We start from the raw sequence: 25,902 nt of genomic DNA on the forward strand, positions 1-25,902 counted from the left end.
CGAGCGGGAGAGCCCGCTGCCCCTCGCACAGGGGGCAGAGGCGCCGAAGGAGCAACCGCCCCGGAAACTCTCAGGCCACCGGACCGCTCGGCTGCATGACACTCTGGAAAGCGCCCCCGGCTTTGAGGCCGTGGGCCACCGAAGGGGAGGCTGGTCGTTCGCGGCCCGCCGAAGCTCTCAGGTCACCCGACAGAGGGGGCAGGATCGTGGCGGCACCTTCGGGGGCTGCCGGACTGCCGTATTCTTCCGGGGAGCCCCGCGTGACCGACCACGACGCTGAAGATTTCGTCGAAGATCTGCCCCTGGAGCCGCTGCCGCTCGACGCCTGGCACCGTGCCCGCGGCGCGCGCATGGTGCCTTTCGCAGGCTACGAGATGCCGATCCAGTATGAGGGGATCGTCGCCGAGCACACCTGGACGCGGGAGAGCGCCGGCCTGTTCGATGTCAGCCACATGGGTCAGCTGTTCATCTCGGGCGAGGGCGTGGAGCCTGCGCTCGAAGCGGTGCTGCCGATCGACCTCACCACCCTGAAGCACGGTGCCCCGCGCTATTCGCTCCTCCTCGACGCAAACGGCGGCGTGCTCGACGACCTGATGGTCACGCGCTGGTCGGAGGGCTTCTACCTCGTCGTCAACGGCGCGACCAAGTGGGACGACATCGCCCATCTGCGCGAACACCTGCCCGACGAGGTGACGATCAGCCACATGGACGATAGCGCGCTGCTCGCCTTGCAGGGGCCGAAGGCCTTCGCCGCGCTGGAACGGCTCGTCAGCGGCGACACGCCGCTCGCCAGCCTCACCTTCATGAAGGGCGCGGCGTTCAAGCTCGGCGGGGTCGATGCATGGATCAGCCGCTCGGGCTACACCGGCGAGGACGGCTTCGAGATCTCGCTCCCGGCCGAGAATGTCGCCGCCGTCGCGGACCTGATCTGCGAACAGCCCGAGGTGAAGCCCATCGGCCTCGGCGCGCGGGATTCGCTGCGGCTGGAGGCGGGCCTCCCGCTCTACGGCCACGACATGACGCCCGACACCTCGCCGATCGAGGCAGGGCTGCTGTTCGGCATCAACAAGCGCCGCCGCACCGAAGGGGGCTTCCCGGGCGCGGAGCGGATCATCCGCGAGATCGCCGAGGGCACCACCCGCAAGTGGGTCGGCCTCAAGCTCGAAGGCCGCCTGCCCGCGCGCGAGGGCGCCGAGGTCTTCGTCGGGGAGGGCAAGGTCGGCACCGTCACCAGCGGCGGGTTTTCGCCCACGCTCGGGGCGCCCATCGCCATGGCATATGTCGCGAGCGAACACGCCGCGCCCGGCACGCAGCTCGAGGTGGAGGTGCGCGGCAAGCGCCTCGCCGCCACCGTCTCGCCCACACCTTTTGTCCCGCACCGCTACCACAGGGGGAACTGACCCATGCGCTACTACACCGACGAACACGAATGGCTCGAAGTCGAAGGCGACACCGCGACTGTCGGCATCACCGATTATGCGCAGGGGCAGCTCGGCGACATCGTCTTTGTCGAACTGCCCGAAGTCGGCGCGATGATCGAGCAGGGCAAGGACGCCGCCGTGGTCGAATCCGTCAAGGCTGCGAGCGACGTCTATGCGCCGATCACCGGCGAGATCACCGAGGTGAACCCCGCGCTCGAGGAAGACCCCTCGCTGGTCAACTCCGCGCCCGAGGACGCCGGCTGGTTCTTCAAGATGACCATCGCCGCACCCGCCGAGCTCGACAAGCTGATGGACGAGGACGGCTACAAGGCCTTCGTCGAATCCCTCTGACGCCCCCCGCAATCCTCTCCCAGCGAGGCTGACATCGATGCGCTACCTTCCTTTGACCGACACCGACCGGCAGGCGATGCTGGCGAAAGTCGGCGCTTCCACCATCGACGACCTGTTCGTCGACGTGCCCGAAGTCGCCCGATTGGACGGGCCGATCCATGGCCTGCCGATGCACGCGAGCGAGATGGCGGTGGAACGCCACATGAAGGCATTGGCGGCGAAGAACATGGCGGCGGGCGACGTGCCGTTCTTCCTCGGCGCAGGGGCCTACCGCCACCACGTGCCGGCGAGCGTCGACACCATCATCCAGCGCGGCGAGTTCCTGACCGCCTACACGCCCTACCAGCCGGAGATCGCGCAGGGCACGCTGCAGATGCTGTTCGAGTTCCAGACGCAGGTCGCGCGGCTCTATGGCTGCGCAGTGGCGAACGCGTCGCTCTATGACGGATCGACCGCGTGCTGGGAGGCGGTGGCGATGGCGACCCGCGTCACCAAGCGCAAGCGCGCGGTGCTCTCGGGCGCGCTGCATCCCCACTATGCGCAAGTGGTGAAGACGATGGCGCACTTCACCGGCGACGAGATCGCCGACGCGCTGCCCTCGATCACCTCCGACCCCGAGCTGACCGGCCTGATCGGGCGGATCGACGAGGAGACCGCCTGCGTCGTGGTGCAATATCCCGACATCCTCGGCCGCATCGCCGACCTCACCCCGATTGCCGAAGCCGCTCATGCCAAGGGCGCGCTGCTGGTGGTGGTGAACACGGAACCCGTCGCCTTGGGCGCGATCAAGTCGCCGGGCGAGATGGGCGCGGACATCGTGGTGGGCGAGGGCCAGTCGCTCGGCGTCGGCCTGCAATTCGGCGGGCCCTACCTCGGCCTCTTCGCGGTGCGCGATCCCAAGCACGTGCGCCAGATGCCGGGCCGGTTGTGCGGCGAGACGACCGATGCCGAGGGCAAGCGCGGCTTCGTGCTGACGCTGTCCACCCGCGAACAGCATATCCGCCGCGAGAAGGCGACGAGCAACATCTGCACCAACTCGGGGCTCTGCGCGCTCGCCTTCACCGTCCACATGACGCTGCTGGGCGAGCGGGGCCTGCGCGAGCTGGCGGCGGAGAACCACCGGCTCGCCTGCATCGCGGCCGACCGCCTGGCCAAGGTGCCCGGCGTCGAGGTGCTCAACAACGCCTTCTTCAACGAGTTCACGCTGATGCTCGGCGGCAAGCCCGCGCGGGCCATCGTCCGCGACCTCGCCGACAAGGGCGTGCTCGCGGGTGTGTCGCTCGGGCGGCTTTACCCGGGCGTCGAGGCGCTCGAGCACGCGCTGCTCGTCGCCGTGACCGAGACCACGACCGAAGAGGACATCGAACGCCTCGCGCAGGAACTCGAAGCCAGCATCAAGGAGAGCGCCGCATGAACGCCCCCAACACCTCCGGCTGGAAGCCCGAGATGACCCCCGCCGACGGGCTCCACTCCGGCCCGGCCACCACCACCGGCAACCGCGCGCTGATGCTCGAAGAGCCGCTGCTGTTCGAGATCGGCCGCGCCGACGTGACCGGCGTGGACCTGCCCGCGGTGGATGCCGGTGCGCCCAACCGCCTCGGCGGGCTGGCGCGCTCGGAAGCGATCGGTCTCGTCGGCCTCACCGAGCCCGAGACGGTGCGCCACTACACCCGTTTGAGCCGCCAGAACTACGGGATCGACCTCGGCTTCTTCCCGCTCGGTAGCTGCACGATGAAGCACAACCCGCGCCTCAACGAGAAGATGGCGCGTCTGCCGGGCTTTGCAGATATCCACCCGCTCGCGCCCCAGTCGACGGTGCAGGGCGCGCTCGAGGTGATCCACCAGCTCGGCCACTGGCTGTGCACGCTGACGGGTATGCCGGCGGTGGCGATGAGTCCCAAGGCCGGCGCCCATGGCGAGCTGTGCGGCATCCTCGCAATCCGCGCCGCCCACGAAGCGCGCGGTGACGCGCGCGAGGTGGTGCTGGTGCCCGAAAGCGCCCACGGCACCAACCCGGCCACCGCCGCCTTCGCCGGCTACCGGGTCGAGGACATCCCCGCGACGCCCGAAGGCCGCGTCGATGTCGCCGCATTGAAGGCCCGCCTCGGGCCGGACGTGGCCGGCGTGATGATCACCAACCCCAACACCTGCGGGTTGTTCGAGAAGGACTTCCGCGAAATCGCCGATGCGGTTCACGCCGCGGGCGGCTATGTCTATTGCGACGGGGCGAACTTCAACGCGATCGTCGGCAAGGTGCGCCCGGGCGACCTCGGCGTGGACGCGATGCACATCAATCTCCACAAGACCTTCTCGACGCCCCACGGCGGCGGCGGGCCGGGCTCGGGGCCGGTGGTGCTGTCCGAGGCGCTCGCCCCCTTCGCCCCGCTGCCCTTCATCCGCCAGGCTGAGGGCGGGGAGTTCTACCTCGTCGAGGAAGAGAACCGCGAGGAGCGCGGGCCTTCGTTTGGCCGCATGACAGCTTTCCACGGGCAGATGGGGATGTTCACCCGCGCGCTGACCTACATCCTCAGCCACGGGGCGGACGGCCTCAAGCAGGTCGCCGAGGACGCGGTGCTCAACGCCAACTACATCCTGCGCAGCATGGAGGACATTCTCCACGCGCCGTTCGGGGCTAGCGGGCCGTGCATGCACGAGGCGCTGTTCGGCGACAAGGACTTCACCAACGGCCTGTCCACCCTGGACGTCGCCAAGGGTCTGATCGACGAGGGCTATCACCCGATGACGGTCTATTTCCCGCTGGTGGTCCACGGCGCGATGCTGGTCGAGCCGACCGAGACCGAGAGCAAGGCCGCGATTGACCAGTTCATCACCGCCTTCCGCGGTGTGGTGGAACGCGCCCTTAAGGGTGACGAGGCGCTGAAGCAGGCCCCCTACTACTCCCCTCGCCGCCGCCTCGACGAGACCGGCGCGGCACGCAAGCCCAAGCTCGCCTACGAGGGGTAAGCCGAAAGCCCCTTCCCTTGAGGGAAGGGGTTGGGGATGGGTGTCCCTGCCGCCGATGGCGAAGAGCCCCCACCCCCAACCCCTCCCCGAGGGGAGGGGAGGCTAGTGATCAGCCCGGGCTGCATCCTTCTCCGGTGCCCCGTTTCCGTCCCCTTCCACCACCAGCCGGATCTGGCCGAGGTTGAGGACCGCGACGTAGAAGCCGATTACCGCAAGGCTGCTCGACCCCAGCAGCGCGAAGGCCGCGCCCTTGGCGCCGTTCCACTGGATCGCCGCATCGAGCAGCACCAGCGCCAGCACCGTCGGCACCGCGCGCACCATGAAGGCGACGTGTGCCTTGCCCGCCGAGACCAGCAGGCTCTCGAGGCTCGCCCCCACCAGCTCGACCGCGCCGGCGATGGCGAGGATCACCATCGCCCAGTAGAACACCGCGAATTGCGGCCCCGCGATCAGCGACAGCCCGAGCCGCCCGAAGACCAGCGCGCTCACCACCGCGATCACTCCGCCCAGCGCGGCGATATTGGCCATGCGCCGGGCGATCAGCAGGGCATTGTCGCGGGCATGGGCAAGCTCGGGGAAAATCGCCTTGGAGACGGTCTGCGCGAGGCTGACCAGCGCCTGCCCCAGCTGGCTCGCCACCCGGAAGCCGCCCGCCAGCGCCGCCCCGCCAAAGGTGCCGACGAGCAGGATCATGATCTGCTTGCCCGCCACCGAAAGGCTTCCCGAAAGGTTGGTGGACACCACGAAACGCCATGCGTCCTTGTGGCGCGCCGGGATCGCCTTGAGATTCACCGCAGCAAGGCTCACCGGCTGGACCCGCAGCGCCACCAGCCACAGGGCCATCGCCACCGCAACCTCCGATGCCGCAAAGGCGAGCACGAAGCCGGTCACGTTCGGCATGAAGGCCAGTGCGAGCACCGCGCCCAGCGCGCGCACCACCGGCTGCACCGCCTCGGCGCCGGCGGCCGCCGCGAAGCGGAAGTGCAGCCGCAGGATGCCGGTCGGCGTCGTGCGGATGGCGGCGAGCGACACCGCGATATAGCCGAAAGCGAGGCCCAGCAGCTCCTGCGGCACCTCCAGCCAAAGCGGCGCGGTGACGATCACGGCCCCGGCCAAGGCGAGACCCAGCGCGACCGAGATCACGTCGAGCGCGACCGCAAAGCCTGTCGCTGCGCGCGCCTCGTCGGGATCGACGCTGCCGCCGTCACCGGCCGCGCCCCATTTGACGATGAACTGCCAGGTCTGGAAATTGGCGAGGCCGGTGATCGCCTGCCCCAGCGCGACGATCAGCGCGAAGTGGCCGAAGCCCACCGTCCCCAGCGTGCGCGCGGCGATCGCGAGGTAGACGAGGCTCAGCGCGGCATTGACCCCGCGCCCCCCGAGCAGCCAGCCCATGTTGGTGAAGACCCGCTTCATGACGCTTTCTGAGGGCGCGGCCGGGGCGGGCCCGATGCGCGCGAGGGGGAGGTCATGCGCGCGCCCTTAGCGGCAAAGCGCCGCCTTGGCAAAAGGCGCGTTGGGCGCCGACCCCGCCTGCCGCAGCCGGCCTTCAGACCGGACAGCGCTCAAGCTTGAGGATCGGCGTCGCCGGGCGCCCGTCGTCGTGGCGCACGGTCAGGCGCTCGCCCGCGCCGCTGTCGACCAGCGCGAGGTGGAAGGTCGCGGTCCATCGCTCGCCCTCGCCCTCCATCGCCATCGTCACCGCCGCCGAGCCGTCGCCCGGCTCGGCGACCTTGGTCACGGCGCCGTGGCTCTCGTAGAAGCCGACCTCGCGCGGGCCCACCTCGAGCCTGAGGTCGGAGGCCGGGTCGCAGGTGCCGGTCTCGGCATCCCATACGCCGTGGAACCGGGCCGGGATCGCGGCGGCGGTGTCCGGCGCGCGCGGTAGCGGCGTGCTGCCCTCCAGGTCGGCGGTGACGCGCGGCGGGGTCTCGGTCGCGGCCGGCGTGTCGCCCTGCTGCTGCCCGCAGGCGGCGAGGATGAGGGCGGGGGCGAGGAGGGGGAACTTGCGCATCCCGCTCACCCCATCGTCGGGATGACGAAGGCGTTCGACCCGTCCCCGCCACCGTCCGGCCAGCGCTGGGTGATCTTCTTGTTTTTGGTCCAGAAGCGCAGACCCTCCACGCCATACTGATCGATGTCGCCGAAGCCCGAACGCTTCCACCCGCCGAACGAGTGATAGGCGACCGGCACCGGGATCGGCACGTTGATGCCGACCATCCCCACATTCACCCGCGCCGCGAACTCGCGCGCGGCGTGGCCGTTGCGGGTGAAGATCGCGACGCCGTTGCCATACTGGTGCTCGGAGGGGAGGCGCACCGCCTCTTCGAAGTCCTTCGCGCGCACGATCTGGAGCACGGGGCCGAAGATTTCCTCCTGATAGGACTTCATCTGCGGGGTGACGTGATCGATCAGGGTCGGGCCGACGAAGAAGCCCTTCTCGTGGCCTTGCAGGGTGAAGCCGCGCCCGTCGACGACGATCTCGGCGCCTTCCTCCTCGGCGGTGGTGATCCACTGTTCGATCCGCGCCTTGTGCTCAGGCGTGACGACGGGGCCGTAATCCGCATCGGGATCGTTGGAGACGCCGATGCGCAAGGCCGCGATCGACTTCAGCAGCTTTTCCTTGAGGCGTTCGGCGGTTTCCTCGCCCACCGGCACCACCACGGGCAGCGCCATGCAGCGCTCGCCCGCCGAGCCGAAGGCCGCGCCGGTGAGGTCGGTGACGACCTGGTCGAGATCGGCGTCAGGCAGCACGATCCCGTGGTTCTTTGCCCCGCCGAAGGCCTGCACGCGCTTGTTGTTCGCCGAGCCGCGCGCGTAGATGTATTGCGCGATGTCGGAGCTCCCCACGAAGCTGATCGCGGCAATATCGGGGTGATCGATGATCGCATCGACCATTTCCTTGTCGCCATGCACCACCTGGAGCAGCCCCTCGGGCGCGCCCGCTTCGAGGAACAGTTCGGCGAGGCGCACCGGCACCGAGGGGTCGCGCTCGGAGGGCTTCAAAATGAACGCGTTGCCCGCCGCGCAGGCCATACCGAACATCCACATCGGGATCATCGCCGGGAAGTTGAACGGCGTGATCCCCGCCCCGATGCCGAGCGGCTGGCGCATCGAATAGACGTCGATCCCCGGCCCCGCACCGTGGGTATATTCGCCCTTCATGATCTGCGGCAGGCCGCAGGCGTACTCGATCACTTCGAGGCCCCGCTGGATATCGCCCTTGGCGTCGGGAACGGTCTTGCCATGTTCGCTCGACAGCAACTCGGCGAGCGATTGCATCTCGGCTTCGACCAGCGCCTTGAAGGCGAACATCACCCGCGCGCGGCGCTGGGGGTTGGTCGCGGCCCAGCCGGGCTGGACGCGCTTCGCCGTTTCGACAGCGCGGGCGAGCAGCGCGGCGTCGCCCAGTGCGACCTCGGCCTGCACTTCGCCGGTCGAGGGGTTCCAGACGCTATGCTTGCGGGTGGGGGTAGGCGTTTCGCCGAAGATGAAATGGTCGATCTGACGCAGGGTCTCGGTCATGGGGGGTGTCTCTCCTGTCTGGCGCCCCCATGCCTCCCGCGCGCGCACCGTGCAAGGGCTGCGCGCCCTGCCGAGACGTCTTAACCGCCAGATGGAATAAGGGTGATCTCAGTCTGCCGCCCGTCGATGAAACGCACGCTTGTCCCATCGAAGAAGGCGTCCTCCTCGGTGCGGAAATCGACCCGCTGGCCGCCCCATTCGGGCACGGCGGCGTAGGAGGTGAGCTCGATCGACCAGGCGGTGTTGGCGCGGATCGGGCCGGCCCCGCGCGGATCGGCCTGCTGGTTGTCCCAGAAGCCGATGGAAGGGCCGGCGCCGTGGCCGTGATAGCCGATCGGGTGCGAATAGATCGAAGGCTCGAGCCCCGCCGCGATGGCCTTTTCCCGGGCCTCGGCAAGCGCCGCGTTGCCCGAGCGTCCCGGCTTGAACGCCGCCCGCAGGAAGTCCTGCACCTTGTTGCTGTTGGCCAATCCCTGCCGCAAGCCTGCCGGCGCCTCGGTCTCGCCGGGCTTCAGCACATAGGCGAGGTGCTGGGTATCGGTGTTGAGCCTGAGATAGGTGATGCCGAAATCGGTCCAGAGGAGGTCGCCGGGGCGGATCACCTCCTCGCCCTCGAGCATTCCCTCGCGCCCTTGCCGCTGGATCGCGACCGAGGGGTGGAACCACGCCGTCAGGCCGAGTTGCATCAGCCGGTCGCGATACCACCACTGCACCTCCTCGGCGGTGGTCACGCCGGGGGTGATGACCTTGCGCGAGAAGGCCTCGGCGATCACCGCGTGGGCGATGCGCACGACGGTGGGATAGAGCGCCATCTCGGTCGGCGTGCGCGTCTCGAGCCAGCGGATCGCCAGCCCCTCGCCGCTGACGATGCGGTCGTGGAGTGCGGGCGGCAGGGCCTCCCTGAACTTGCCGTACTGGCTAAGCGTCATGCCGTCGGCGAACTGATAGAGATCGCTGGAATTGATGCCGATTTTCTTTGGGTTCCGCGCGGCGATCAGCCTGGCGGCCGCCGCCCATTGGTCGGGCTCCTCGTCGGGGTTCCAGGCCGGCGCGAACAGGCCGCCGAGGCCGTAGCGGCTGACGGTGAGGCGCTCGACCGGCTTGCCTTCGCCCGGATCGTGGAAGATCAGGATGGTCCGCCGCCGCGCGTGCATATTCTCGGCATCGAGCATGGTGGCGACCACCGGCTCCTCGAAATATTCGCGCGCGACCAGCAGCCACAGGTCGATGCCCTCGGCGCGCATGATCTGCGGGATCAGGGTGTCGAGGCGTTCGGCGAGGATGCGGTTTTCGAGGCTCGCGCGCTCGCGGGGGGAGAGGATCGGCGGCAGGGCGGGGGCGGCCACTTCCGTTTCGCTCAGGGGCGGGGCAGTGTCGGCCAGCGCGGGGCTTGCCGCCAGCGCCGCTGCCAGAGTGATGATGTGCCTTCCGACCATGTGCCTGTCCCCGTTGCGTCGGCCGACAGTGACGCAGGGCGACGGCGGGATCAAGGGAGGGGCGCTTTTGCCAGCGGAGCGCGGGCAGGGCGAGGGCGCGAGGGGGCTCGGCCCAAGGCCTCGCGCGCGGCCGCTGGCGGGGGAGCCCCCACCCCCGGCCCCTCCCCGAGGGAAGGGGAGTGCTTACTCCGCGCTATCCTCGAACCCGATGCGCTCGGCTGCCGCGCCCGACATGATGAAGCCGATCGGGCGTTCGGTCTCTTCCTGCAAGTGCGCGATGAGGCTTGCGGTGCGGGCGAGGAGCGAGATGCCCTTCAGGGCGCCGAGCGGGAAGCCCGCGTCGAGCATCACCGCGGGGATCGCGCCGTTGACGTTGATCGGCAGGCTGCGGCCGATGGCCTCGGGGAGCACCGCCTCGATGGTGCGCAGCATGGCGATGTGCTTGCCTTCCATCCCGTGCTCTTTGGCGAGCGCCAGCAGCCGGTGCGCGCGGGGGTCGCCGCCCGAATGCTGGGGGTGGCCGAAGCCGGGGATCGCCTTCTTCTGGCTGCGCAGTTCCTTGATTGCGGCGATCGCTGTGGCGGCGGCGTCCTGCCCTTCCGCGTCTGCGACGACCTGCGCGTAGAAGCGCCCGGCGACCTCGGCGCTTCCGAGCACCACGCTTCCGCAGCCGAGCAGTCCGGCGGCGACTGCGCCGTGGAAGGCCTCGGGCGCGGCGGCGTAGGTCATGCGGGTGGCGACGACGGAGGGCACCAGCCCGTGCTCCGCGATCGCGCAAAGCACCGCATCAGCGAGCGCCTTCTGCGGGGCAGAGGGCATGGTGCCGGTCACCAGCAGCCAGAAATAGCTTGTGAAATCGACTGTCCCGATCACCTCGGAACATAGGTCCAGCCCGCGCACGGTGATGCTGGTCGCATCCGAGGTGCAGATCGAGGTGACTGCGTTATCCTGCTTGCCGATGCGCATGGGAAGCCTCTTTTCGTTATTCGAAGTTGATTTCGGTATGCGAAAGATGTAGCCCACCATCTCCAACATGGCAAGCATACGGGACCAAGGCTGATGACGGCAAAACCCCTCCAGGGCGTGACCGTGCTCGAGATGGGCACCTTCATCACCGGCCCCGCCGCCGGGATGCTGCTCGCCGACCTCGGCGCGGATGTCATCAAGGTCGAACAGCCCGGGACCGGGGATCCGTTCCGCTCGTTCAAGGGCGAGCTCTACTCGCCGCACTTCCAGACCTATAACCGCAACAAGCGATCCATCACCATCGATCCCAAGAAGGAAAGCGATCTTTTGGTGCTCGACCGGCTGGTCGAGGATGCGGACGTGTTCATCCAGAATTTCCGCCCGGGCGTCGCGGACCGGCTGAAGGTCGATGCGAAGCGCCTCCAGGCGATCAATCCGCGGCTGGTCTATGCCGCGATCTCGGGCTTCGGCAGCGAGGGGCCCGAGCGCGACCGGCCGGCCTTCGATACGGTCGCGCAGGCGGCATCGGGCTTCCTGCGGCTGCTCGTCAACCCCGAGCATCCGCGCGTCGTCGGCCCGGCCATCGCCGATGCCATGACCGGGTTCTACACCGCCTTGGGCATCCTCGCGGCGCTCAACGAGCGGCACGCGACGGGCAAGGGCCGGGTGGTCGAAACCTCGATGTTCGAGGCGATGTGCCACTTCAACCTCGACGATTTCACCCACCTGTTCTCCGCCGACCAGGTGATGGGGCCGTACTCGCGCCCGCACGTCTCGCAGAGCTACGTCTTCCAGTGCGCCGACGGCAAGTGGCTGGCCTTGCATATGTCTTCCCCGCCCAAGTTCTGGGAGAACCTCGCCGCCGCCGTCGGCGAGCCCGCCATGCTCGATCGCCCGGAATTCGCCAGCCGCGAGGCGCGCATTGCGCATTACGAGGACGTGGTCGCCTTCCTCGCCCCGATTTTCGCCCGCCAGCCGCGCGATCACTGGATCGCCGAGCTGACCCGGCGCGAGGTGCCCAATTCGCCGGTCTACGACACCACCGAGGTGCTCGCCACCGAGCAGGCGAGGGTCCTCGGGCTGGAAGTCTGCGACCCGGACGGCCCCAAGGGCCCCTTCCGCACCATCCGCTTCCCCGTGACTTTCGACGGCGAGCGGATGGACAGCGTCACCGCGCCGCCCCTATTGGGGGCCGACGACGCGGCGATCCGCCGCTCCATCGAAAGGCCGGTGCATGGGATCGCCAAGGGCTGAGGGCACAAGCGAACCGGAGGGGGAGAAGGGGGCGAAGGACCCGGAATTCCTGTCGACCCTGGAACGCGGCCTGCGCGTGCTCAAGGCCTTCGACGAGGAGCACCCGGAGATGACCCTCTCCGAGGTTGCGGCGAAGACGGCCCTGCCCCCGGCAGTCGCGCGCAGGTGCCTGATAACGCTGGTGGAACTCGGCTATGTCGGGCAGCACGAGCGCAAGTTCCTGCTGCGCCCGGCGGTGCTCACCATCGGCTCGGCCTTCCTTGCCTCGATGCAGATCGAGCAGGTGGTGCTGCCCCCCTTGCAGGCCCTGCGCGACCAGACCGGGGACAGCGCTTCGCTGGCGGTGCTGGCGGGGACGGAGATCCTCTACGTCGCCCACGTCTCGACCGACCGGCGCTTCCGCGTCGCCGCCGGGGTGGGGACGCGCTTCCCGTTCCACGCCACCTCGCTCGGCAAGGCGCTCGCCGCGCACCTGCCCGAGGACGAGCGGCTCGCGCTCCTGTCGCGCGCGCCGTTCCAGCGCTTTACCGAGCGCACCGTGACCGACCGCCCGGCGCTTGCCGACCGGCTGCACCTCATCGCGACGCGCGGTTATGATTCGGCGCTGGACGAGCTCGATTACGGGATCGTCTCGGTCGCGGTGCCGATCTTCGGCCAAGAACGGGAGGGGCGCAAGCGGGTGATCGCGTCGATCAACTGTTCGACCTCCACGACCCGCATCTCGCAGGACGAGCTGGTCCGCACCCGGCTCCCCCTGCTGCGCACGGCGGCGGGCGAGATCGAGGGTTCGCTGCGGCGCTGGCCAACGCTCGAAGCGGCGCTGAAACCCTGATTTTCGCGACCCCTGGAGGGGGTCAAGCGGGGAGCAAGCGGGGGTCTGGCGGGGGTCGAAGGCACTCAAGACGGCACTTTGCTAGAGCTAAGCGGGGTCTGGACGCGGCTGGATTTACGGTCCCGGGGGTCCCTGCGAACCTCCCGATCTCCCCTTTCGCCCCCCTTCGACGCCGATCGCGCGCAGGTCATCCGTGGCGGCATGGCAACAGCCCAAAAGTTTCGCATATCGAAGTTGACTTCGCATTGCGAAGTTCATAACTCCGGCAGTATCGGGAGGGGTCGCCAGAAGAGCGGCGCGTTCGCGCGCACACAGGGGAGAGACGTATGACCAATTCGGGCCTCGGCCGCGGCGCACGCGCCTTGCTGGCTTCCACCGCGATCTGTGCCAGCCTCGTCGGCACCGCGCCGCTCGCCGCGCAGGACAGCGCCGCCGCGCCCGCGAGCGAGCAGAGCGGCGAGATCGTCGTCACCTCGCTGCGCCGCAGCGAGACCTTGCAGGACACCCCGGCCGCCGTCACCGCCTTCGATGCCAAGGCGATCGAGAACGCGGGCATCCAACGTCCGGCGGACTTCATCGCCCTCACCCCCAACGTGAACCTCGTCCAGACGCAGAACGCGGGCAACGCCTTCGTCGTGATCCGCGGCATCAGCCAGAACCGCAATTCCGAACCTTCGGTGGCGGTGATCGTCGACGGGGTGCAGCAGGTGAACCCCGCGCAGTTCAACCAGGACCTGTTCGACATCGAGCAGATCGAAGTGCTGAAGGGCCCGCAGGGCGGCCTCTACGGGCGCAACGCCATCGGCGGGGCGATCATCATCACCACCAAGCAGCCGACCGACGAATTCGCGGGCAATGTCACCGCCGGGATCGACAACGGCTTCGGCTACTTCCTGCGCGGCGGGATCAGCGGACCGATCGCGGACAACGTCAAGTTCCGCATCGCCGGATCGTGGTACGATACCGAAGGCTTCATCCCCAACACCTTCCTCGGCGAGGATGCCGATCCGGTCGAGGACTTCAGCTTGCGCGGCAACCTGCTGATCGAGGCGACCGACCGGCTGACCTTCGACCTGCGCGGTTCGATGAACCTGCTGCGCACGCAAGGGTTCTACTACAACATCGTGGGTGACGTGAACACCATCGCCCCGGTGCGGGTGAACAACCCGGGCGTGAACAATCGCGACATCTACAACGCCGCGCTGAAGATCGAATACAAGGGCGACAATGCGGTCCTCACCTCAATCTCGTCCTACGACACGCTGTCGGAGATCGTCACCGGCGATGCGTTCAACTTCCTGCCGATCCGCGAATCGCTGCTGTTCCAGTTCTTCGGCTTCGACATCAACCAGAGCCAGTTCCTCGACGTGGAGGCGTTCAGCCAGGAGGTGCGGCTCGCCTCGCCCGAGGACGGGCGCAAGTTCAACTGGATGGTCGGCGGCTACCTGATCGACACCACCCGCTACATCTCGACCGGCAACCTCATCGACACCGGCAACGGGGTGACGGCGGTGTTCCGCACGCCGTCCACCAATCCGCTGAACCCGCAGCTGACCTTCCTCGCCGACGGGCAGGAGAATTTCGCCTGGGCGCTGTTCGCCAATGCGGGCTACGAATTCTCCGATAGCCTGCGGATCGATGCGAGCCTGCGTTACGACCGCGACCGGCGCCGGCAGACGACGCTCACCCCGCAGAACTTCCTCCCCGTGGTGCCGGGCGTGCCGACCGCGCGCAGCGGCGAGGTGCGCACCGCGGTGTTCGACGACTGGCAGCCCAAGGTCACGCTGACCTGGGAGCCGAACCCCGATCTCACGATCTACGGCGGCTATTCGCGCGGCTTCCGTTCGGGCGGGTTCAACCAGACGGGCGTCGGCGCCGAGGCGCGGCGGGCGAACATCGTCGGCGTGGGCGACATCTTCCAGGCCGAAACCGCCGACACCTTCGAGATCGGCGCCAAGGCGCAACTGGGCCCGGTGCGGCTGGCGGGCGCGGCCTACACCACGCTGTCGAAGAACGGCTATTTCTTCGTGTTCCTCGCCGACAGTTCGACCCAGAACCTCGGCAATATCCCCGAGACCCGGATCAACGGCTTCGAGCTCGAGGCGACCGCGCGGCTCGCCCCGAACTTCGACATCAACGCCGCGATCGGCGTCACCGACAGCGAGATCAAGGCCTTCCCCGATCGCACCGTGATCGGCAACGAGGCGCCGCAGATCTCGCGCTACACGCTGAACCTCGGCGCGCAGTATGCCGGGCCGATCAGCGACAGCCTCGATGGGCTGCTGCGGATCGATTACCGCCGCATCGGCCGGACCTGGTGGGAGCCGTTCAACACCACGTCGCGCGATCCGGTCGACCTCGTCGACGCGCGCGCCGGAGTGACCTTCGCGGGCGGGATCGCGGTGACGGCCTTCGCCCAGAACCTGTTCGACGAGATCTACAACGCCGAGTTCAGCCCCGGCGGCTTCGTGTTCCGTGCCCGGCCGCGGCGTTACGGGGTCGAAATCGGCTACAAGTTCTGACGTTGAAGGAACGCAAGACCATGACCAAGGTGCTGGTGCTCTACTATTCGAGCTATGGCCATATCGAGGCGATGGCGGCTGCCGTCGCCGAGGGTGCGGCTAGCGTCCCCGGCACCAAGGTCACGGTCAAGCGCGTTCCCGAACTGGTGCCGGAGACGGTGGCGGCGGCTTCAGGAATGAAGACCGACCAGACCGCTCCGATTGCGACCCCGGACGAGCTGGCGGATTACGACGCCATCATCTTCGGCACCCCCACCCGCTTCGGCAACATGGCCGCGCAGATGCGCAACTTCCTCGATCAGACCGGCGGGCTGTGGTTCACCAAGGCGCTGGTGGGGAAGGTCGGCAGCGTGTTCGTTGCCACCGCCAGCCAGCACGGTGGGCAGGAGACGACCATCACCTCGTTCCACACCACGCTGCTGCACCACGGCATGGTCATCGTCGGCCTGCCCTATACCTTCGACGGCAACAGCGAGATGGGCGAGATCAGCGGCGGCACGCCCTATGGCGCCTCCACGCTGGCGGGCAATGACGGCAGCCGAATGCCGTCCGACAACGAGCTTGCCGGCGCCCGCTTCCAGGGGGCACACGTTGCGCGGATCGCGGCGAAGCTCGCGGCCTGAGATTTTGGGGAATTGAGGGAGACAGCACCATGACGCAGAAAATTCTCGCCAACCGCCTCCACCACACCGCCTATGTCACCAAGGACCTCGAAGCCACCCGCGCCTTTTACGAGGACGTGCTCGGCTTTCCCTTGATGGCGACCTATTGCGAAAAGGACGAGCTGTTCGGCAAGGAGCGCACCTATTGCCACTGCTTCTTCGAGCTGGCCGACGGCAGCGCGCTCGCCTTCTTCCAGTTCGCCGACCCCGAGGACCAGGCCGAATTCGGCCCGGACATCCCCTCCAGCCCCTTCATCCACATCGCGCTTCAGGTCGATGCCGATGCGCAGGAGGAACTCGCGCGCCGTATCGCCGCCGCCGGGATCGTCGAGCCGCAGACCTATGTGCTTGAGCATGGCTACTGCAAGTCGGTCTATGTCACCGATCCCAACGGGATGATCCTCGAGTTCACCCATGACGACCCGCGCGCCGCCCCGCTCGACGCCGAGCGCCGCGCGACTGCCCATGCCGAATTGAAGCGCTGGCTCGCCGGGCAGCACCACAACAACAACCCCTTCCGGGCCGCAGAAGCGGCCTGAGGCACGGGGGGGCGCGCCTGCGATGCTAGCTGTGCGCGTCCCCTCCGGACACGAACCGCCGCCGGGCGAGGTGCGCGTTGCGGACGGCACCATTCCGCTCGCGATTGCGGGCGACGGCGCCCCGCTGATCCTGCTGCACGGCTGGACGCTCGATCACCGCATGTGGCGCCCGCAGATCGCGGGCCTTGCCGCCAGCCATCGGCTCGTGATGCCCGACCGGCGCGGGCACGGGCGCGCCACCGCGCCGCCCGACCTTGCGCGCGAGGCGGCCGACGTGATCGCCATCGCGGACGCGCTGGGGCTCGAAAGCCTCGCCCTCGTCGGCCTGTCGCAGGGGGCGGCGGTGGCGCTCGACGTGGCAGTGCATTTCCCGGAGCGGGTGACCGCGCTGGTCGCCGCCGGCGCGCCGCTCCCGGCGCTGATCCCGCGCGGCGAGGCGCTCGACCTTGCGGGGTTGCGGGCGCTCGTCGCCTGCGGCGACCTCGCGGGGTTCCGGGCCGCGTGGGGCGCGCACCCGCTGATGCGCACCCACCGCCCCGAGGCCGCCGCGCTCGCCGCGCGGATGCTCGCCGACTACGACGGGCGCGATATCCTCGCGCCCGGCACGCCGCCGGAGATCACCGCGCCGGCGCTCGCGATGCTCCCGATGCCGGTGCTGGCGCTCGCCGGGGAGCACGACACGCCGTGGCGGAGAGCCTGCGCCGCCGCGCTCGCCGCCGCCGTGCCTGGCGCGCGCCACGGGCTGATCCCCCGCGCCGGGCACCTCGCCAACGCCGACAACCCGCTCGCCTTCAACGCCGCCCTCGCCGCCTTTCTCGATCCCGGAGCCCCCGCATGAGCCAGACCCGCTTCCTCACCACCCATGTCGGCAGCCTGCCGCGCCCCGAGGCGCTGCTCGACCTCGTCTTCGCGCGCGAGGGGGGCGAGGTTATCTCCGAGGCCGCGTTCGACGCAGCGGTGGAAGAGGCCACGGCCTATGTCATCAAGCGCCAGATCGAGGCGGGGATCAGCATCGTCAACGACGGCGAGCAGTCGAAGCCCTCCTACGCGACCTATATCAAGCACCGCCTGTCGGGCTTTGGCGGCGAGGCGGGGCAGTATGAATTCGCCGATCTCGAGGCCTACCCCGGCGCCAAGGCGCAGGTGTTCGGCAACAAGGGCCGCGCCAAGCGTTCCGCGCCCGCCTGCACCGCACCGATCACTGTGATCGACATGGAAGCCCCCCGGATCGACGCCGAGCGGCTGAAGCGGCTGGCGAACGGCCACGCCACCTTCATGTCCGCCGCCTCGCCCGGCGTCACCGCGCTGTTCTTCCCCAACCAGTTCTACGCAAGCGACGAGGAATATGTCTTTGCGCTGGCCGAGGGGCTGCGCCACGAATACGAGACCATCGCGGCCGCGGGCATCACGCTCCAGGTCGATTGTCCGGACCTCGCGATGGGCCGCCACGTCCAGTTCACCCACCTTTCCACCGAGGAGTTCAGGAAGCGCATCGGCATGAACATCGCCGCATTGAACCACGCGGTGCAGAACATCCCGGCCGAGCAACTCCGGATGCACCTGTGCTGGGGCAACTATCCCGGCCCGCACCACTGCGACGTGGCGCTGGGCGAGATCGCGGACATCGTGTGGGACGCCAAGCCGCAGACCGTGCTGCTGGAGGGCGCGAACCCGCGCCACGCGCACGAATTCGCCTTCTTCGCAGATCACCCGCTGCCGGACAGCAAGATCCTGTGCCCCGGCATGGTCGAGCCGCAGTCGCCCTATATCGAGCACCCCGAACTCATCGCCCAGCGCATCGGCCGCTATGCCGACCTGCTCGGGCGCGAGCGGGTGATGGCGGGCGTGGACTGCGGCTTTTCGGTCCACGCGGGCAGCAACAGCCTTGATCCCGAAATCGTCTGGGCCAAACTCGCCGCGCTCGCCGAAGGCGCGGCGATCGCCAGCGAGCGGTATTTCTGACAAGCCGCCGCTTGCCGGGCGGGGGAAGCGGGGGCTAACGTCGCGCCCCGATGGATATGCCCACCCGCCCGGTCACGCAGACGGCGCTGCTCGTCGAGAGCGGGGCGGTGCGCGCGGTCACGCCGCAGGAGGTCGCCGCTTACGACGGCCCCGGCTTCGTCTGGCTCCATGCCGACGGCGTCGGGCACGGCGAGACGATGGACCTGCCCGGTTACGTCCCGCCGATGGCGGCCAACGCGCTCGTCGCCAGCGAGACCCGCCCGCGCTGCGACGAGATCGACGATGCCGCCCTCATCAACCTGCGTGGCCCCGCGCTCGACACGATGCAGGATTCGGACGGGCTTGTCTCGATCCGCCTGTGGGTGGAAGCGGGACGGGTGACCTCGGCGAGCCGCCACCGCCTCGCCGCGCTCGGCAAGGTCGAAGCGCTGATGCGCGCCGGGCGGCTCACCGACGGGGGCGATTTCGTCGCCGCGCTGGCGCAGGCGATCAGCACCGCGCTCGATCCCGAGGTCGCCGATCTCGGCGATCAGCTCGACGATTGCGAAGGGATGCTCGACGGCGGCAATATCTACGAGCTCAGGCGCAAGATCGCGCGCATCCGCAGCCAGGCGATCATCCTGCGCCGCTTCGTCGCGCCCGATCGCGACGCGCTGGCCGCGATGGCACAGCTCGAATTCGACTGGATCGCCAAGGAGGACCGCCTGCACCTGCGCGAGGCGGCGGACCGCTTTGCGCGCATGGCCGAAGAACTGGAAGCGGTGCGCGAGCGCGCGGCGCTGCTCCACGAACAGCTCACCGATCTGCGCGCCGAGATGATCGACCAGCGCAGCCTCGGCATCGCGGTGGTGGCCTTCATCTTCCTGCCGCTGACCTTCATCACCGGGCTGCTCGGCATGAATGTCGAGGGCATACCGGGGGCGCGCGAGCCGTGGGCCTTCTGGGGCGTGGTCGGCTTCTGCCTGCTCGTGGGCCTTGCGGTGGCGGGGTGGTTCGTGTGGAGCCACTGGCTCGACGACTGAGGCGCCGCGCCCGTCAGTTGGGCCAGTAGATGAACTCCTCGCCCCTGGCGTAGGGCTGGGCCAGCGTTGTGTCGATCGAGACCGGCGTGTCGAAGGTACTGCCGTAGAGCACAGGGCGGCGGCCCGCCTCGTGCGCGGCGAGGAGCTTTTCGAGCGCCGCGCGCCGGGCGGGCTCGCTTGCGGCGAGGTTGCGCCGCTCGGTCGGATCGGCGGCGAGGTTGAAGAGCCAGGTCTTGTTCTGCTTGCCGTTGACCTGGAGCTTCCAGTCGCCGCTGCGCACCGCGCGGTAATAGCCGCTGCCCCAGAACAGCGGGGTATCGGGCGAGAGCGCGGGGCCCGTGCCGGTCAGCGCGGGCAGGAGGCTGCGCCCGTCGATCACCCGGCCCTGCGGCAGGGGCGCGCCGGCGGCGGCGGCGAAGGTCGGCATGAGGTCGACCTGCCCCACCGGCAGCGCGATCTGGGCGCCCGCCGGGATGCGCGCCGGCCAGCGCGCGAACATCGGCACGCGGATGCCGCCCTCGAAAAAGGTGCCCTTGCCGCCACGGAACGGGGCGTTGAGCCCGTCCAGCCCGACATAGCCCGGCGCGCCATTGTCCGAGGAGATCACCACCAGCGTGTTCTCGGCCAGCCCCGCTTCCTCGAGCTTCGCCATGATCCGGCCGACGCTGCGGTCGAGCGCGCGGATCATCGCGCCATAGACGCGCAAGCGATGCGGGCCGATGTCGCCCACCGCCTCGTAATCCGCCCGCGTCGCCTGAAGCGGCGAATGCACGCCCCAATGCGCTAGGTAGAGGAAGAAGGGCCGGTTGCGGTTGGCCTCGATCACCGCAAGGCTCTGGTCGGTCCAGTAATCGGCGAGATAGCCGCCCGGCGCGAACTTTGCGCCCCCGTTGTAGCTCGTCACGAAATGCGCCGAGGCCCACAGGAAGCGGTCGATCGGGTCGAAATCGACATGGGCGTTGACGACCTGCGGCGAATCCTCGGGTAGGTGCAGCATCCCGTCCATGTTGAGGCTCTCGTCGAAGCCTTGCGCGTTGGGCAGGAACTTCGGCGCATTGCCGAGGTGCCACTTGCCGATGTGGACCGTGTGGTAGCCCTTCGCCTTCAGCACCTCGGCGATGGTGACCTCTTGCGGAGGCAGGCCCTGTTCGGCGAAGGGCGGCGCGGCGGCATCGTCGGCGGCGTGGTATTCGATTGCCGGGCGATCGGGCTGCATCTGGCCCCATGCCATCGAGACCACGCGGGCAAAGCCCGGTGGGGTGGGCGTGAACTCGAACCCCGTGCGGGTGGCGTAGCGGCCCGTCATCAGCTGCGCGCGGCTCGGCGAGCAGGTGGCGTTGCCCGCATAGGCCTGCGTCAGGATCGCGCCCTCGGCGGCGAGACGGTCGATGTTGGGCGTCGGCACCCGGCCGCCGGCCACTCCGCCGCCGAAGGTGGAGAGGTCGTTCATCCCCAGGTCGTCGAACAGGATGAAGACGATGTTGGGCGGGCGCTCGCTCACCGGGACGGCGGCCTCGGCAGGCCCCTGCTGCCAGGGCACCGGGCGGTTGGCGGCGACCTCCACCTTGGAGCGTTGCCGCACCAGCGCGAGCGCGATGTCGGTGCGGTAAGCCCAGGCCCCGCCCGCCAGCACCGCGAGCCCCGCCGCCGTGCCGAGCAGCGCCTTGCGCCAGCGCCTCACGCCGCTGCCCCGGCGGGCTCCGTGGTGCAGATGTTGAGCTGCCCCGCCAGCCCCGCCTCCCGGTGCTTCATGATCGCCCGGTATTCGGCCGACTGCACCATCGCCAGCATCGCCGCGCGCGAGGGGTATTCGGCGATGGCAACCATGTCCCACGGTTCCTCGACCTCGCCGATGAGGAGGCCCGTCACCGCGCCGCCGAAGCGCACCCGGCCGCCGATCGCGGCAAGGCAGGCGCGCACCCCTTCGGCGTAGCGGGCATAGGCCTCGCGTCCCGAAAGGTCGGGCTCGCTCCCGTCGGCATAGACGGCCTTGTCCCGGAACTTGAGGAGATTGACCATGCAGATCGGGCCGTCGTCGCGCGCGACGAAGGCCATCACCTGGTCAGGCGCGGGGTGGAGCTGATTGGTAACGATCATTGCTGTGCTCCTTGCGCGGCGACCTCGAGGATGGCGGCGACGAAGCCTTGCGGATCGTCCTCTTGGATGAAGTGCCCGCCGCCGAGCGTGCGGTGCGCCTGCCCGGCGGTGCCCGGCACGCGGCCGATGAAGCGCGTCTCGCCGGTGCGGGTGATCGGATCGCCATCGGAAAAGGCGCACAGGAACGGCTTGTGCCAGCTGTCGAGCACGCGCCATGCCGCCTTCTGGTCGGGCACGGCGGCGTCGCCCGCGAAGGGCACGAGCGCCGGGAAGATCCGCGCGCCCGCCTTGAAGGAGGCATCGGGGAAGGGCGCGTCGTAGGCCGCGATCTCCTCAGCCGAGAGCGCGCGCCTGGTGCCGCGATTGACGATCCGGCCGATCGGGAACAGCGGGCTCCACTGCGAGAACGCCCGCCAGATCGCAAAGGCGCGCGGCGGCGGGCCGCCCTCGGGCAAGCCGCCGTTCGACAGGGCGACGGCGCGGAACCGTTCCGGCATCGCCGCGACCAGCCGCAATCCGATCAGCGAGCCCCAGTCCTGACAGGCGAGCGTGATGTCCGCAAGGTCGAGCGCCTCGACCCATTGGCGCATCCACCCGACATGGCGGGCATAGGAGTAGTCGGCCTTCGCCGCCGGCTTGTCGGACCGGCCGAAGCCGATGAGATCGGGAGCGAGCACGCGGTATCCCGCCTGGGCGACGGGGCCGATCATGTGGCGCCACAGATAGCCCCACGTCGGCTCGCCGTGCAGCATCAGCACCACCGGGGCATCGCGCGGGCCCTCGTCGATGTAGTGGATGCGCAAGGGTGCGCCGGTCTTCGCGTCGCGCACCGCGAGGTATTGCGGGGGGAAGGGAAACCCGGGCAATCCCGCAAAGGCCGTATCGGGCGTGCGCAGCACCTTCACGACGGTTTCCCCTCCCCCCGAGCTATTGACACGCTCAATGTCATTATCCTGCGCGCTCGTCAATCCGGGGGCGGTCGCCGGGTGTCGACCAGCCGGAAGCCGATATGGTCGGTGCCGAGCCCGCGCTCCTGGAACTGCCGCGCGGCGGGGCGGTAGCGCGCGCAGTAATTGGCCGCGCACAGGAACGAGCCGCCCTTGATGACCCCGACGGGTTCGGCGGCATCGGCGCGGGCGCCCGCAGTGGCGGTCCATTCCCAGACGTTGCCGATCATGTCGTGGAGGCCGTAGGCATTGGCCGGAAAGCAGCCGACCGGCGCGCGCCCGGCAAAACCGTCGCTGCCGAGGTCCTTCGCCGGGAACACCCCCTGCCAGGTATTGGCCTGCGGCTTTCCAGCCGCGTCCACCGGCTCGGGCCGGGCGGGAGCGCCGGCGCGGGCGGCATATTCCCACTGTTCCTCGGTGGGGAGCTGCTTGCCTGCCCAGGCGGCGTAGGCGGCGGCGTCCTCATAGGCGACCTGCACCACGGGATGGCGCGCCTGCCCGGCGATATCGGTGCCCGCGCCCGCCGGATGGCGCCACTGCGCGCCCGGTGCCCAGCGCCACCATGCCGGGTCCTCGGGCGTCGGCGCGCGGAACACCGCCGAGCCCGGTTGCAGCATCGCCAGCGGCGCGCCGGGGACGGTGGGGGGCTGGCGCTCGGCCACGGTGCGATAGCCGGTCGCGGCGATGAAGGCTGCGAACTGCGCGTTGGTGACCTCGTGCACGTCCATCCAGAAGCCGCCGACCGTGGCGGCGCGCGGGGGGCCTTCTTCGGGATAGGCCGGGTTCTCGCCCATCGTGAAGCGGCCGCCGGGGACCCACACCATCGCCTCGCCGGCAAGGCCGATGCAGGGCGGGGCGGCAGGGTCCGGCGGTCCTGCGTCACCCCGCCCGCAGGCGGCGAGCGCCAGGCCAGAAAGCGCGGCGAGGAGGCGCGCGCGCATTCTCAGCGCTCCGGCCAGCGGGCCAGCGCGTCCTCGAGCATCCGCCGCACCACCTGTGCGGCCTCCTCGGGCGGCAGGCCCTGATCGCGGCGCAGCTGGCGCCAGGTGCCGAAGCCGAGGATCACCCCGAGCCCCACCGCGCCCGCACGGTCGGCGCGCACCGCCTCGGGCAGGTGCGCCGCCAGCGCCTCGGCCTCCATGCGCTGCATCCGCCGGAAATCCTCCATCAGATAGGCGGATTCGAAGCGCCTGAGTTCGGCCGAGATGCGGTAGGGCAGGATCGTCTCGTAGATCTGCGCGCGGCGCGCGGCGATGTCGCGCAGCCGCGCCTGCCACGTCGCGCCCTGCGGCGGGCGGGCGAGGATCGGCTGGACCTGCTGCGCGAGCGCCTCGGTCATTTCGCGGTAGAGCGCGTCCATGTCCTTGAAGTGGCGGAACACCGAGCGCAGGCCCACGCCGGCGAGTTCGGCGATCTGCGCCGCGCTCGGCGCGACCTCGCCCGCCGCGACGCATTCGAGCATTGCCGCGACGATCCGCGCCCGGCTCGCGCCGCTGCGCGCCCGCCGCCCGTCGATCGCGGCAGGGGAGGGGGGGGCCTCGCTGGCAGGCGGGATCATGATCGGTGCTTGCCCCCGAGGGGCGCGACAGGCCCCGGTCCGCACCAAGGCTATGATGCGCCGCCGAAGCTGTCAAACCCACCCGCGTCGCTGCCCCCTTGCGGGCGCGATCGCGACACCCCTGCTTGGGTGTTGACCCGCCCCCGCGAAGTGTGGCAATCGCCCGGCGCACACCGCAGGCACCCCAAGGGCGCGTGCGGGCGATGCGGGTGTAGCTCAATGGTAGAGCAGAAGCTTCCCAAGCTTACGACGAGGGTTCGATTCCCTTCACCCGCTCCAGCCCTCCCTTCCCAATCAGCCCCAGAAAGTCTATAAAACCCTTGGAAATCTGAGGGATTTAGCCCTTGGGTCGTCCGAGAATGTCCCTATCCTTCCCGTTGCATCCGGCGTTGCTGGGGGCCACTTCGGGGGCTTGGGGTCAACGGGCGTCACTGCGTGGCCCCCTCGTTGGGGGCCACGTGACCGGAAGGCGTTGGGATTTCTGGCTCTTACGGACGTAGCGATCAGAAATGCCAAGCCAAGGTCGAAATCTTACAAGATGGGTGATGCCTTTGGATTGTTTGTGCTGATCCAACCTTCAGGCGGGAAGCTCTGGCGTTTCAAGTATCGGTTCGAAGGCCGCGAGAAGAAGCTCGCGATTGGAACCTTTCCCGTCATTGGGCTGGCCGAAGCGCGAAGACGCCGTGACCAAGCTAGGGAACTCCTTGCAGCGGGTAAGGACCCATCGCGCGAGAGGCAGCGAGAGAAGCTTCGTGCCCAGGTTCAGGCGGGAAATACTTTCGCAGCGATTGCCGAAGAGTACTGCGAAAAGCGGAAGCGCGACGGCCACAAAGCTTGGGCTGCCAGCACGGCTGCCCGCAGCGAGTACCTGATTTCGCTTTTGAAGGTGCCGTTGGGTCGCATGCCCATTACCGATATCGAACCTGCCGATGTGCTCGCGGCCGTCCGCAAGATCGAACGAAAGGGCCAACTGGAAAGCGCCCGCCGCACCCTGCAACTGGCTGGCGCGGTGTTCCGCTATGCGGTCGCCACCGCCCGCCTCGCTTCGGACCCCACGCGCGACCTGCGTGGCGCGCTAACTGCGCCCACGGTCACTCACTACGGTGCGATCATCGATCCCACCCGGGTGGGCGAGCTGCTGCGCGCCATTGACGGATACGAAGGCCAACCGATCACCAAGCTTGCGATGCAACTGGCCCCGCATGTCTTCGTTCGCCCCGGCGAGCTGCGCCACGCCGAATGGAACGAAATCGATCTCTAATACCAAAGAGCGCTGTGGATGACTCACGCGGTGGGATTCGCATTGGCTGTGTGAGCTGATTCCTTGCTGTAAGCACATAAAGGCTTGCGATGGCGGCAGCGATTGGGGTTCGGAAGGACCATACATCCGAGGATTTGCGGCGGTTTGCGCGACGATGCGGCGATCCCGACCAGGTGCGGCGGCTGCTGGCGATGGCGTTGATTCTGGACGGCGGCAGCCGGAGCGAGGCGGCGAAGTTTGCCGGGGTCACGCTGCAGATTGTTCGCGACTGGGTCCTGCGCTTCAACGCAGAGGGCCCTGATGGGCTGGCGAAGCGCAAAGCGTCGGGGCGCGCATCGATCCTGAATGACCAGCAGCGTGCCCGCCTTGCCGAGGTTGTCGAAGCGGGGCCGATCCCTGCAGCGCATGGCGTGGTTCGTTGGCGGCTTGCCGATCTTGCCCAGTGGGTATGGGACGAGTTCCATGTGTCGGTCACGCGCCACACTCTGGGCCGCGAGCTTCGCGCTATGGGCTATCGCAAGCTCTCCGCGCGGCCGCGCCACCGCGGGCAGAAGGAGGGCGACATCGCCATTTTTAAAAAGGC

The 25,902-nt window shown here is 68.9% G+C and carries 24 protein-coding genes, 1 tRNA gene and 1 riboswitch; of the genes, 15 read left to right on the forward strand and 10 right to left on the reverse strand.

What is annotated here, in order from left to right; all coding sequences use genetic code 11:
• The first annotated feature begins 93 nt into the window (after positions 1-93).
• Positions 94-203, forward strand: a riboswitch (glycine riboswitch).
• Between the two features lie 57 nt (positions 204-260).
• Genes gcvT through gcvPB form a run of 4 tightly spaced genes read left to right on the forward strand, consistent with a single transcriptional unit; the run spans position 261 to position 4,736 of the window.
• Positions 261-1,400: a glycine cleavage system aminomethyltransferase GcvT gene (gene gcvT / locus OPU67_RS01930; RefSeq protein ID WP_267617130.1), complete on the forward strand. Its 1,140-nt coding sequence runs from the start codon at positions 261-263 to the stop codon at positions 1,398-1,400.
• 3 nt (positions 1,401-1,403) lie between these two features.
• Positions 1,404-1,772, forward strand: coding sequence for a glycine cleavage system protein GcvH (gene gcvH, locus OPU67_RS01935; protein WP_267617132.1), 369 nt, complete (start codon positions 1,404-1,406; stop codon positions 1,770-1,772).
• Positions 1,773-1,809: 37 nt separating this feature from the next.
• Positions 1,810-3,186 (forward strand): aminomethyl-transferring glycine dehydrogenase subunit GcvPA, encoded by a 1,377-nt coding sequence (gene gcvPA, locus OPU67_RS01940; protein WP_267617133.1) that lies wholly within the window; start codon positions 1,810-1,812, stop codon positions 3,184-3,186.
• Positions 3,183-4,736, forward strand: a complete 1,554-nt coding sequence (gene gcvPB / locus OPU67_RS01945; protein ID WP_420708937.1) for an aminomethyl-transferring glycine dehydrogenase subunit GcvPB — start codon at positions 3,183-3,185, stop codon at positions 4,734-4,736. Before gcvPA ends, gcvPB begins: the two co-directional genes overlap by 4 nt.
• Positions 4,737-4,838: 102 nt before the next feature.
• Here gcvPB and OPU67_RS01950 read toward each other — a convergent pair whose 3' ends face one another.
• The 5 genes from OPU67_RS01950 to OPU67_RS01970 all read right to left on the reverse strand — a co-directional run bounded on the left by OPU67_RS01950 (position 4,839) and on the right by OPU67_RS01970 (position 10,663).
• Positions 4,839-6,152 carry a lipopolysaccharide biosynthesis protein gene (locus OPU67_RS01950; RefSeq protein ID WP_267617134.1) on the reverse strand — a complete coding sequence of 438 codons (1,314 nt, stop codon included), beginning with the start codon at positions 6,150-6,152 and terminating at the stop codon, positions 4,839-4,841.
• 133 nt (positions 6,153-6,285) lie between these two features.
• A complete protein-coding gene (locus OPU67_RS01955; RefSeq protein WP_267617135.1) occupies positions 6,286-6,750 on the reverse strand; it encodes a hypothetical protein in 465 nt (154 codons plus the stop codon).
• Positions 6,751-6,755: 5 nt separating this feature from the next.
• Complete coding sequence (locus tag OPU67_RS01960) at positions 6,756-8,249, reverse strand: CoA-acylating methylmalonate-semialdehyde dehydrogenase (protein ID WP_267617172.1); 1,494 nt, start codon at positions 8,247-8,249, stop codon at positions 6,756-6,758.
• Between the two features lie 92 nt (positions 8,250-8,341).
• Positions 8,342-9,697: a M24 family metallopeptidase gene (locus tag OPU67_RS01965; RefSeq protein ID WP_267617137.1), complete on the reverse strand. Its 1,356-nt coding sequence runs from the start codon at positions 9,695-9,697 to the stop codon at positions 8,342-8,344.
• 183 nt (positions 9,698-9,880) lie between these two features.
• Complete coding sequence (locus OPU67_RS01970; protein WP_267617138.1) at positions 9,881-10,663, reverse strand: citryl-CoA lyase; 783 nt, start codon at positions 10,661-10,663, stop codon at positions 9,881-9,883.
• Between the two features lie 93 nt (positions 10,664-10,756).
• On the opposite strand from OPU67_RS01970, the gene OPU67_RS01975 reads away from it, so the two are divergent.
• From OPU67_RS01975 to OPU67_RS02010, 8 genes are all read left to right on the forward strand, one after another.
• Positions 10,757-11,917: a CaiB/BaiF CoA transferase family protein gene (locus OPU67_RS01975; protein ID WP_267617139.1), complete on the forward strand. Its 1,161-nt coding sequence runs from the start codon at positions 10,757-10,759 to the stop codon at positions 11,915-11,917.
• The gene (locus OPU67_RS01980) at positions 11,898-12,749 is read left to right on the forward strand and encodes an IclR family transcriptional regulator domain-containing protein (RefSeq protein ID WP_267617140.1); all 852 of its coding nucleotides are present in this window, start codon (positions 11,898-11,900) and stop codon (positions 12,747-12,749) included. The genes OPU67_RS01975 and OPU67_RS01980 overlap by 20 nt, the downstream gene beginning before the upstream one ends.
• Before the next feature lie 326 nt (positions 12,750-13,075).
• Positions 13,076-15,271 carry a TonB-dependent receptor gene (locus tag OPU67_RS01985; RefSeq protein ID WP_267617142.1) on the forward strand — a complete coding sequence of 732 codons (2,196 nt, stop codon included), beginning with the start codon at positions 13,076-13,078 and terminating at the stop codon, positions 15,269-15,271.
• 20 nt (positions 15,272-15,291) lie between these two features.
• Entirely contained in the window at positions 15,292-15,894 is a 603-nt protein-coding gene (gene wrbA, locus OPU67_RS01990) for an NAD(P)H:quinone oxidoreductase (protein WP_267617143.1), read from the forward strand.
• A gap of 29 nt (positions 15,895-15,923) precedes the next feature.
• Positions 15,924-16,472 carry a VOC family protein gene (locus tag OPU67_RS01995; protein WP_267617144.1) on the forward strand — a complete coding sequence of 183 codons (549 nt, stop codon included), beginning with the start codon at positions 15,924-15,926 and terminating at the stop codon, positions 16,470-16,472.
• Between the two features lie 22 nt (positions 16,473-16,494).
• Positions 16,495-17,310 carry an alpha/beta fold hydrolase gene (locus tag OPU67_RS02000; protein ID WP_267617145.1) on the forward strand — a complete coding sequence of 272 codons (816 nt, stop codon included), beginning with the start codon at positions 16,495-16,497 and terminating at the stop codon, positions 17,308-17,310.
• Positions 17,307-18,434: a cobalamin-independent methionine synthase II family protein gene (locus OPU67_RS02005; RefSeq protein ID WP_267617146.1), complete on the forward strand. Its 1,128-nt coding sequence runs from the start codon at positions 17,307-17,309 to the stop codon at positions 18,432-18,434. The genes OPU67_RS02000 and OPU67_RS02005 overlap by 4 nt, the downstream gene beginning before the upstream one ends.
• A 50-nt stretch (positions 18,435-18,484) precedes the next feature.
• A complete protein-coding gene (locus OPU67_RS02010) occupies positions 18,485-19,456 on the forward strand; it encodes a zinc transporter ZntB (RefSeq protein WP_267617147.1) in 972 nt (323 codons plus the stop codon).
• Between the two features lie 13 nt (positions 19,457-19,469).
• Here the strand turns inward: OPU67_RS02010 and OPU67_RS02015 are convergent, their stop codons facing one another.
• The 5 genes from OPU67_RS02015 to OPU67_RS02035 are packed head-to-tail and all read right to left on the reverse strand — an operon-like array spanning position 19,470 to position 24,058.
• The gene (locus OPU67_RS02015) at positions 19,470-21,137 is read right to left on the reverse strand and encodes a sulfatase (protein ID WP_267617148.1); all 1,668 of its coding nucleotides are present in this window, start codon (positions 21,135-21,137) and stop codon (positions 19,470-19,472) included.
• Entirely contained in the window at positions 21,134-21,553 is a 420-nt protein-coding gene (locus tag OPU67_RS02020) for a DUF1330 domain-containing protein (RefSeq protein ID WP_267617149.1), read from the reverse strand. Before OPU67_RS02020 ends, OPU67_RS02015 begins: the two co-directional genes overlap by 4 nt.
• Positions 21,550-22,458 (reverse strand): haloalkane dehalogenase, encoded by a 909-nt coding sequence (locus OPU67_RS02025; protein WP_267617150.1) that lies wholly within the window; start codon positions 22,456-22,458, stop codon positions 21,550-21,552. Before OPU67_RS02025 ends, OPU67_RS02020 begins: the two co-directional genes overlap by 4 nt.
• 59 nt (positions 22,459-22,517) lie before the next feature.
• The gene (locus tag OPU67_RS02030) at positions 22,518-23,441 is read right to left on the reverse strand and encodes an SUMF1/EgtB/PvdO family nonheme iron enzyme (protein ID WP_267617151.1); all 924 of its coding nucleotides are present in this window, start codon (positions 23,439-23,441) and stop codon (positions 22,518-22,520) included.
• 2 nt (positions 23,442-23,443) lie between these two features.
• Entirely contained in the window at positions 23,444-24,058 is a 615-nt protein-coding gene (locus OPU67_RS02035) for a TetR/AcrR family transcriptional regulator (RefSeq protein ID WP_267617153.1), read from the reverse strand.
• 205 nt (positions 24,059-24,263) lie between these two features.
• On the opposite strand from OPU67_RS02035, the gene OPU67_RS02040 reads away from it, so the two are divergent.
• The 3 genes from OPU67_RS02040 to OPU67_RS02050 all read left to right on the forward strand — a co-directional run.
• Positions 24,264-24,337, forward strand: a tRNA-Gly gene (locus OPU67_RS02040).
• A 193-nt stretch (positions 24,338-24,530) separates the two neighbouring features.
• Complete coding sequence (locus OPU67_RS02045; protein WP_267617154.1) at positions 24,531-25,319, forward strand: tyrosine-type recombinase/integrase; 789 nt, start codon at positions 24,531-24,533, stop codon at positions 25,317-25,319.
• Between the two features lie 89 nt (positions 25,320-25,408).
• Positions 25,409-25,902: helix-turn-helix domain-containing protein (locus OPU67_RS02050; protein WP_267617156.1), on the forward strand; the 494-nt coding region annotated here is incomplete at its 3' end.

It is taken from the genome of Erythrobacter sp. WG (genome assembly GCF_026586795.1).
Classification (GTDB): domain Bacteria; phylum Pseudomonadota; class Alphaproteobacteria; order Sphingomonadales; family Sphingomonadaceae; genus Erythrobacter.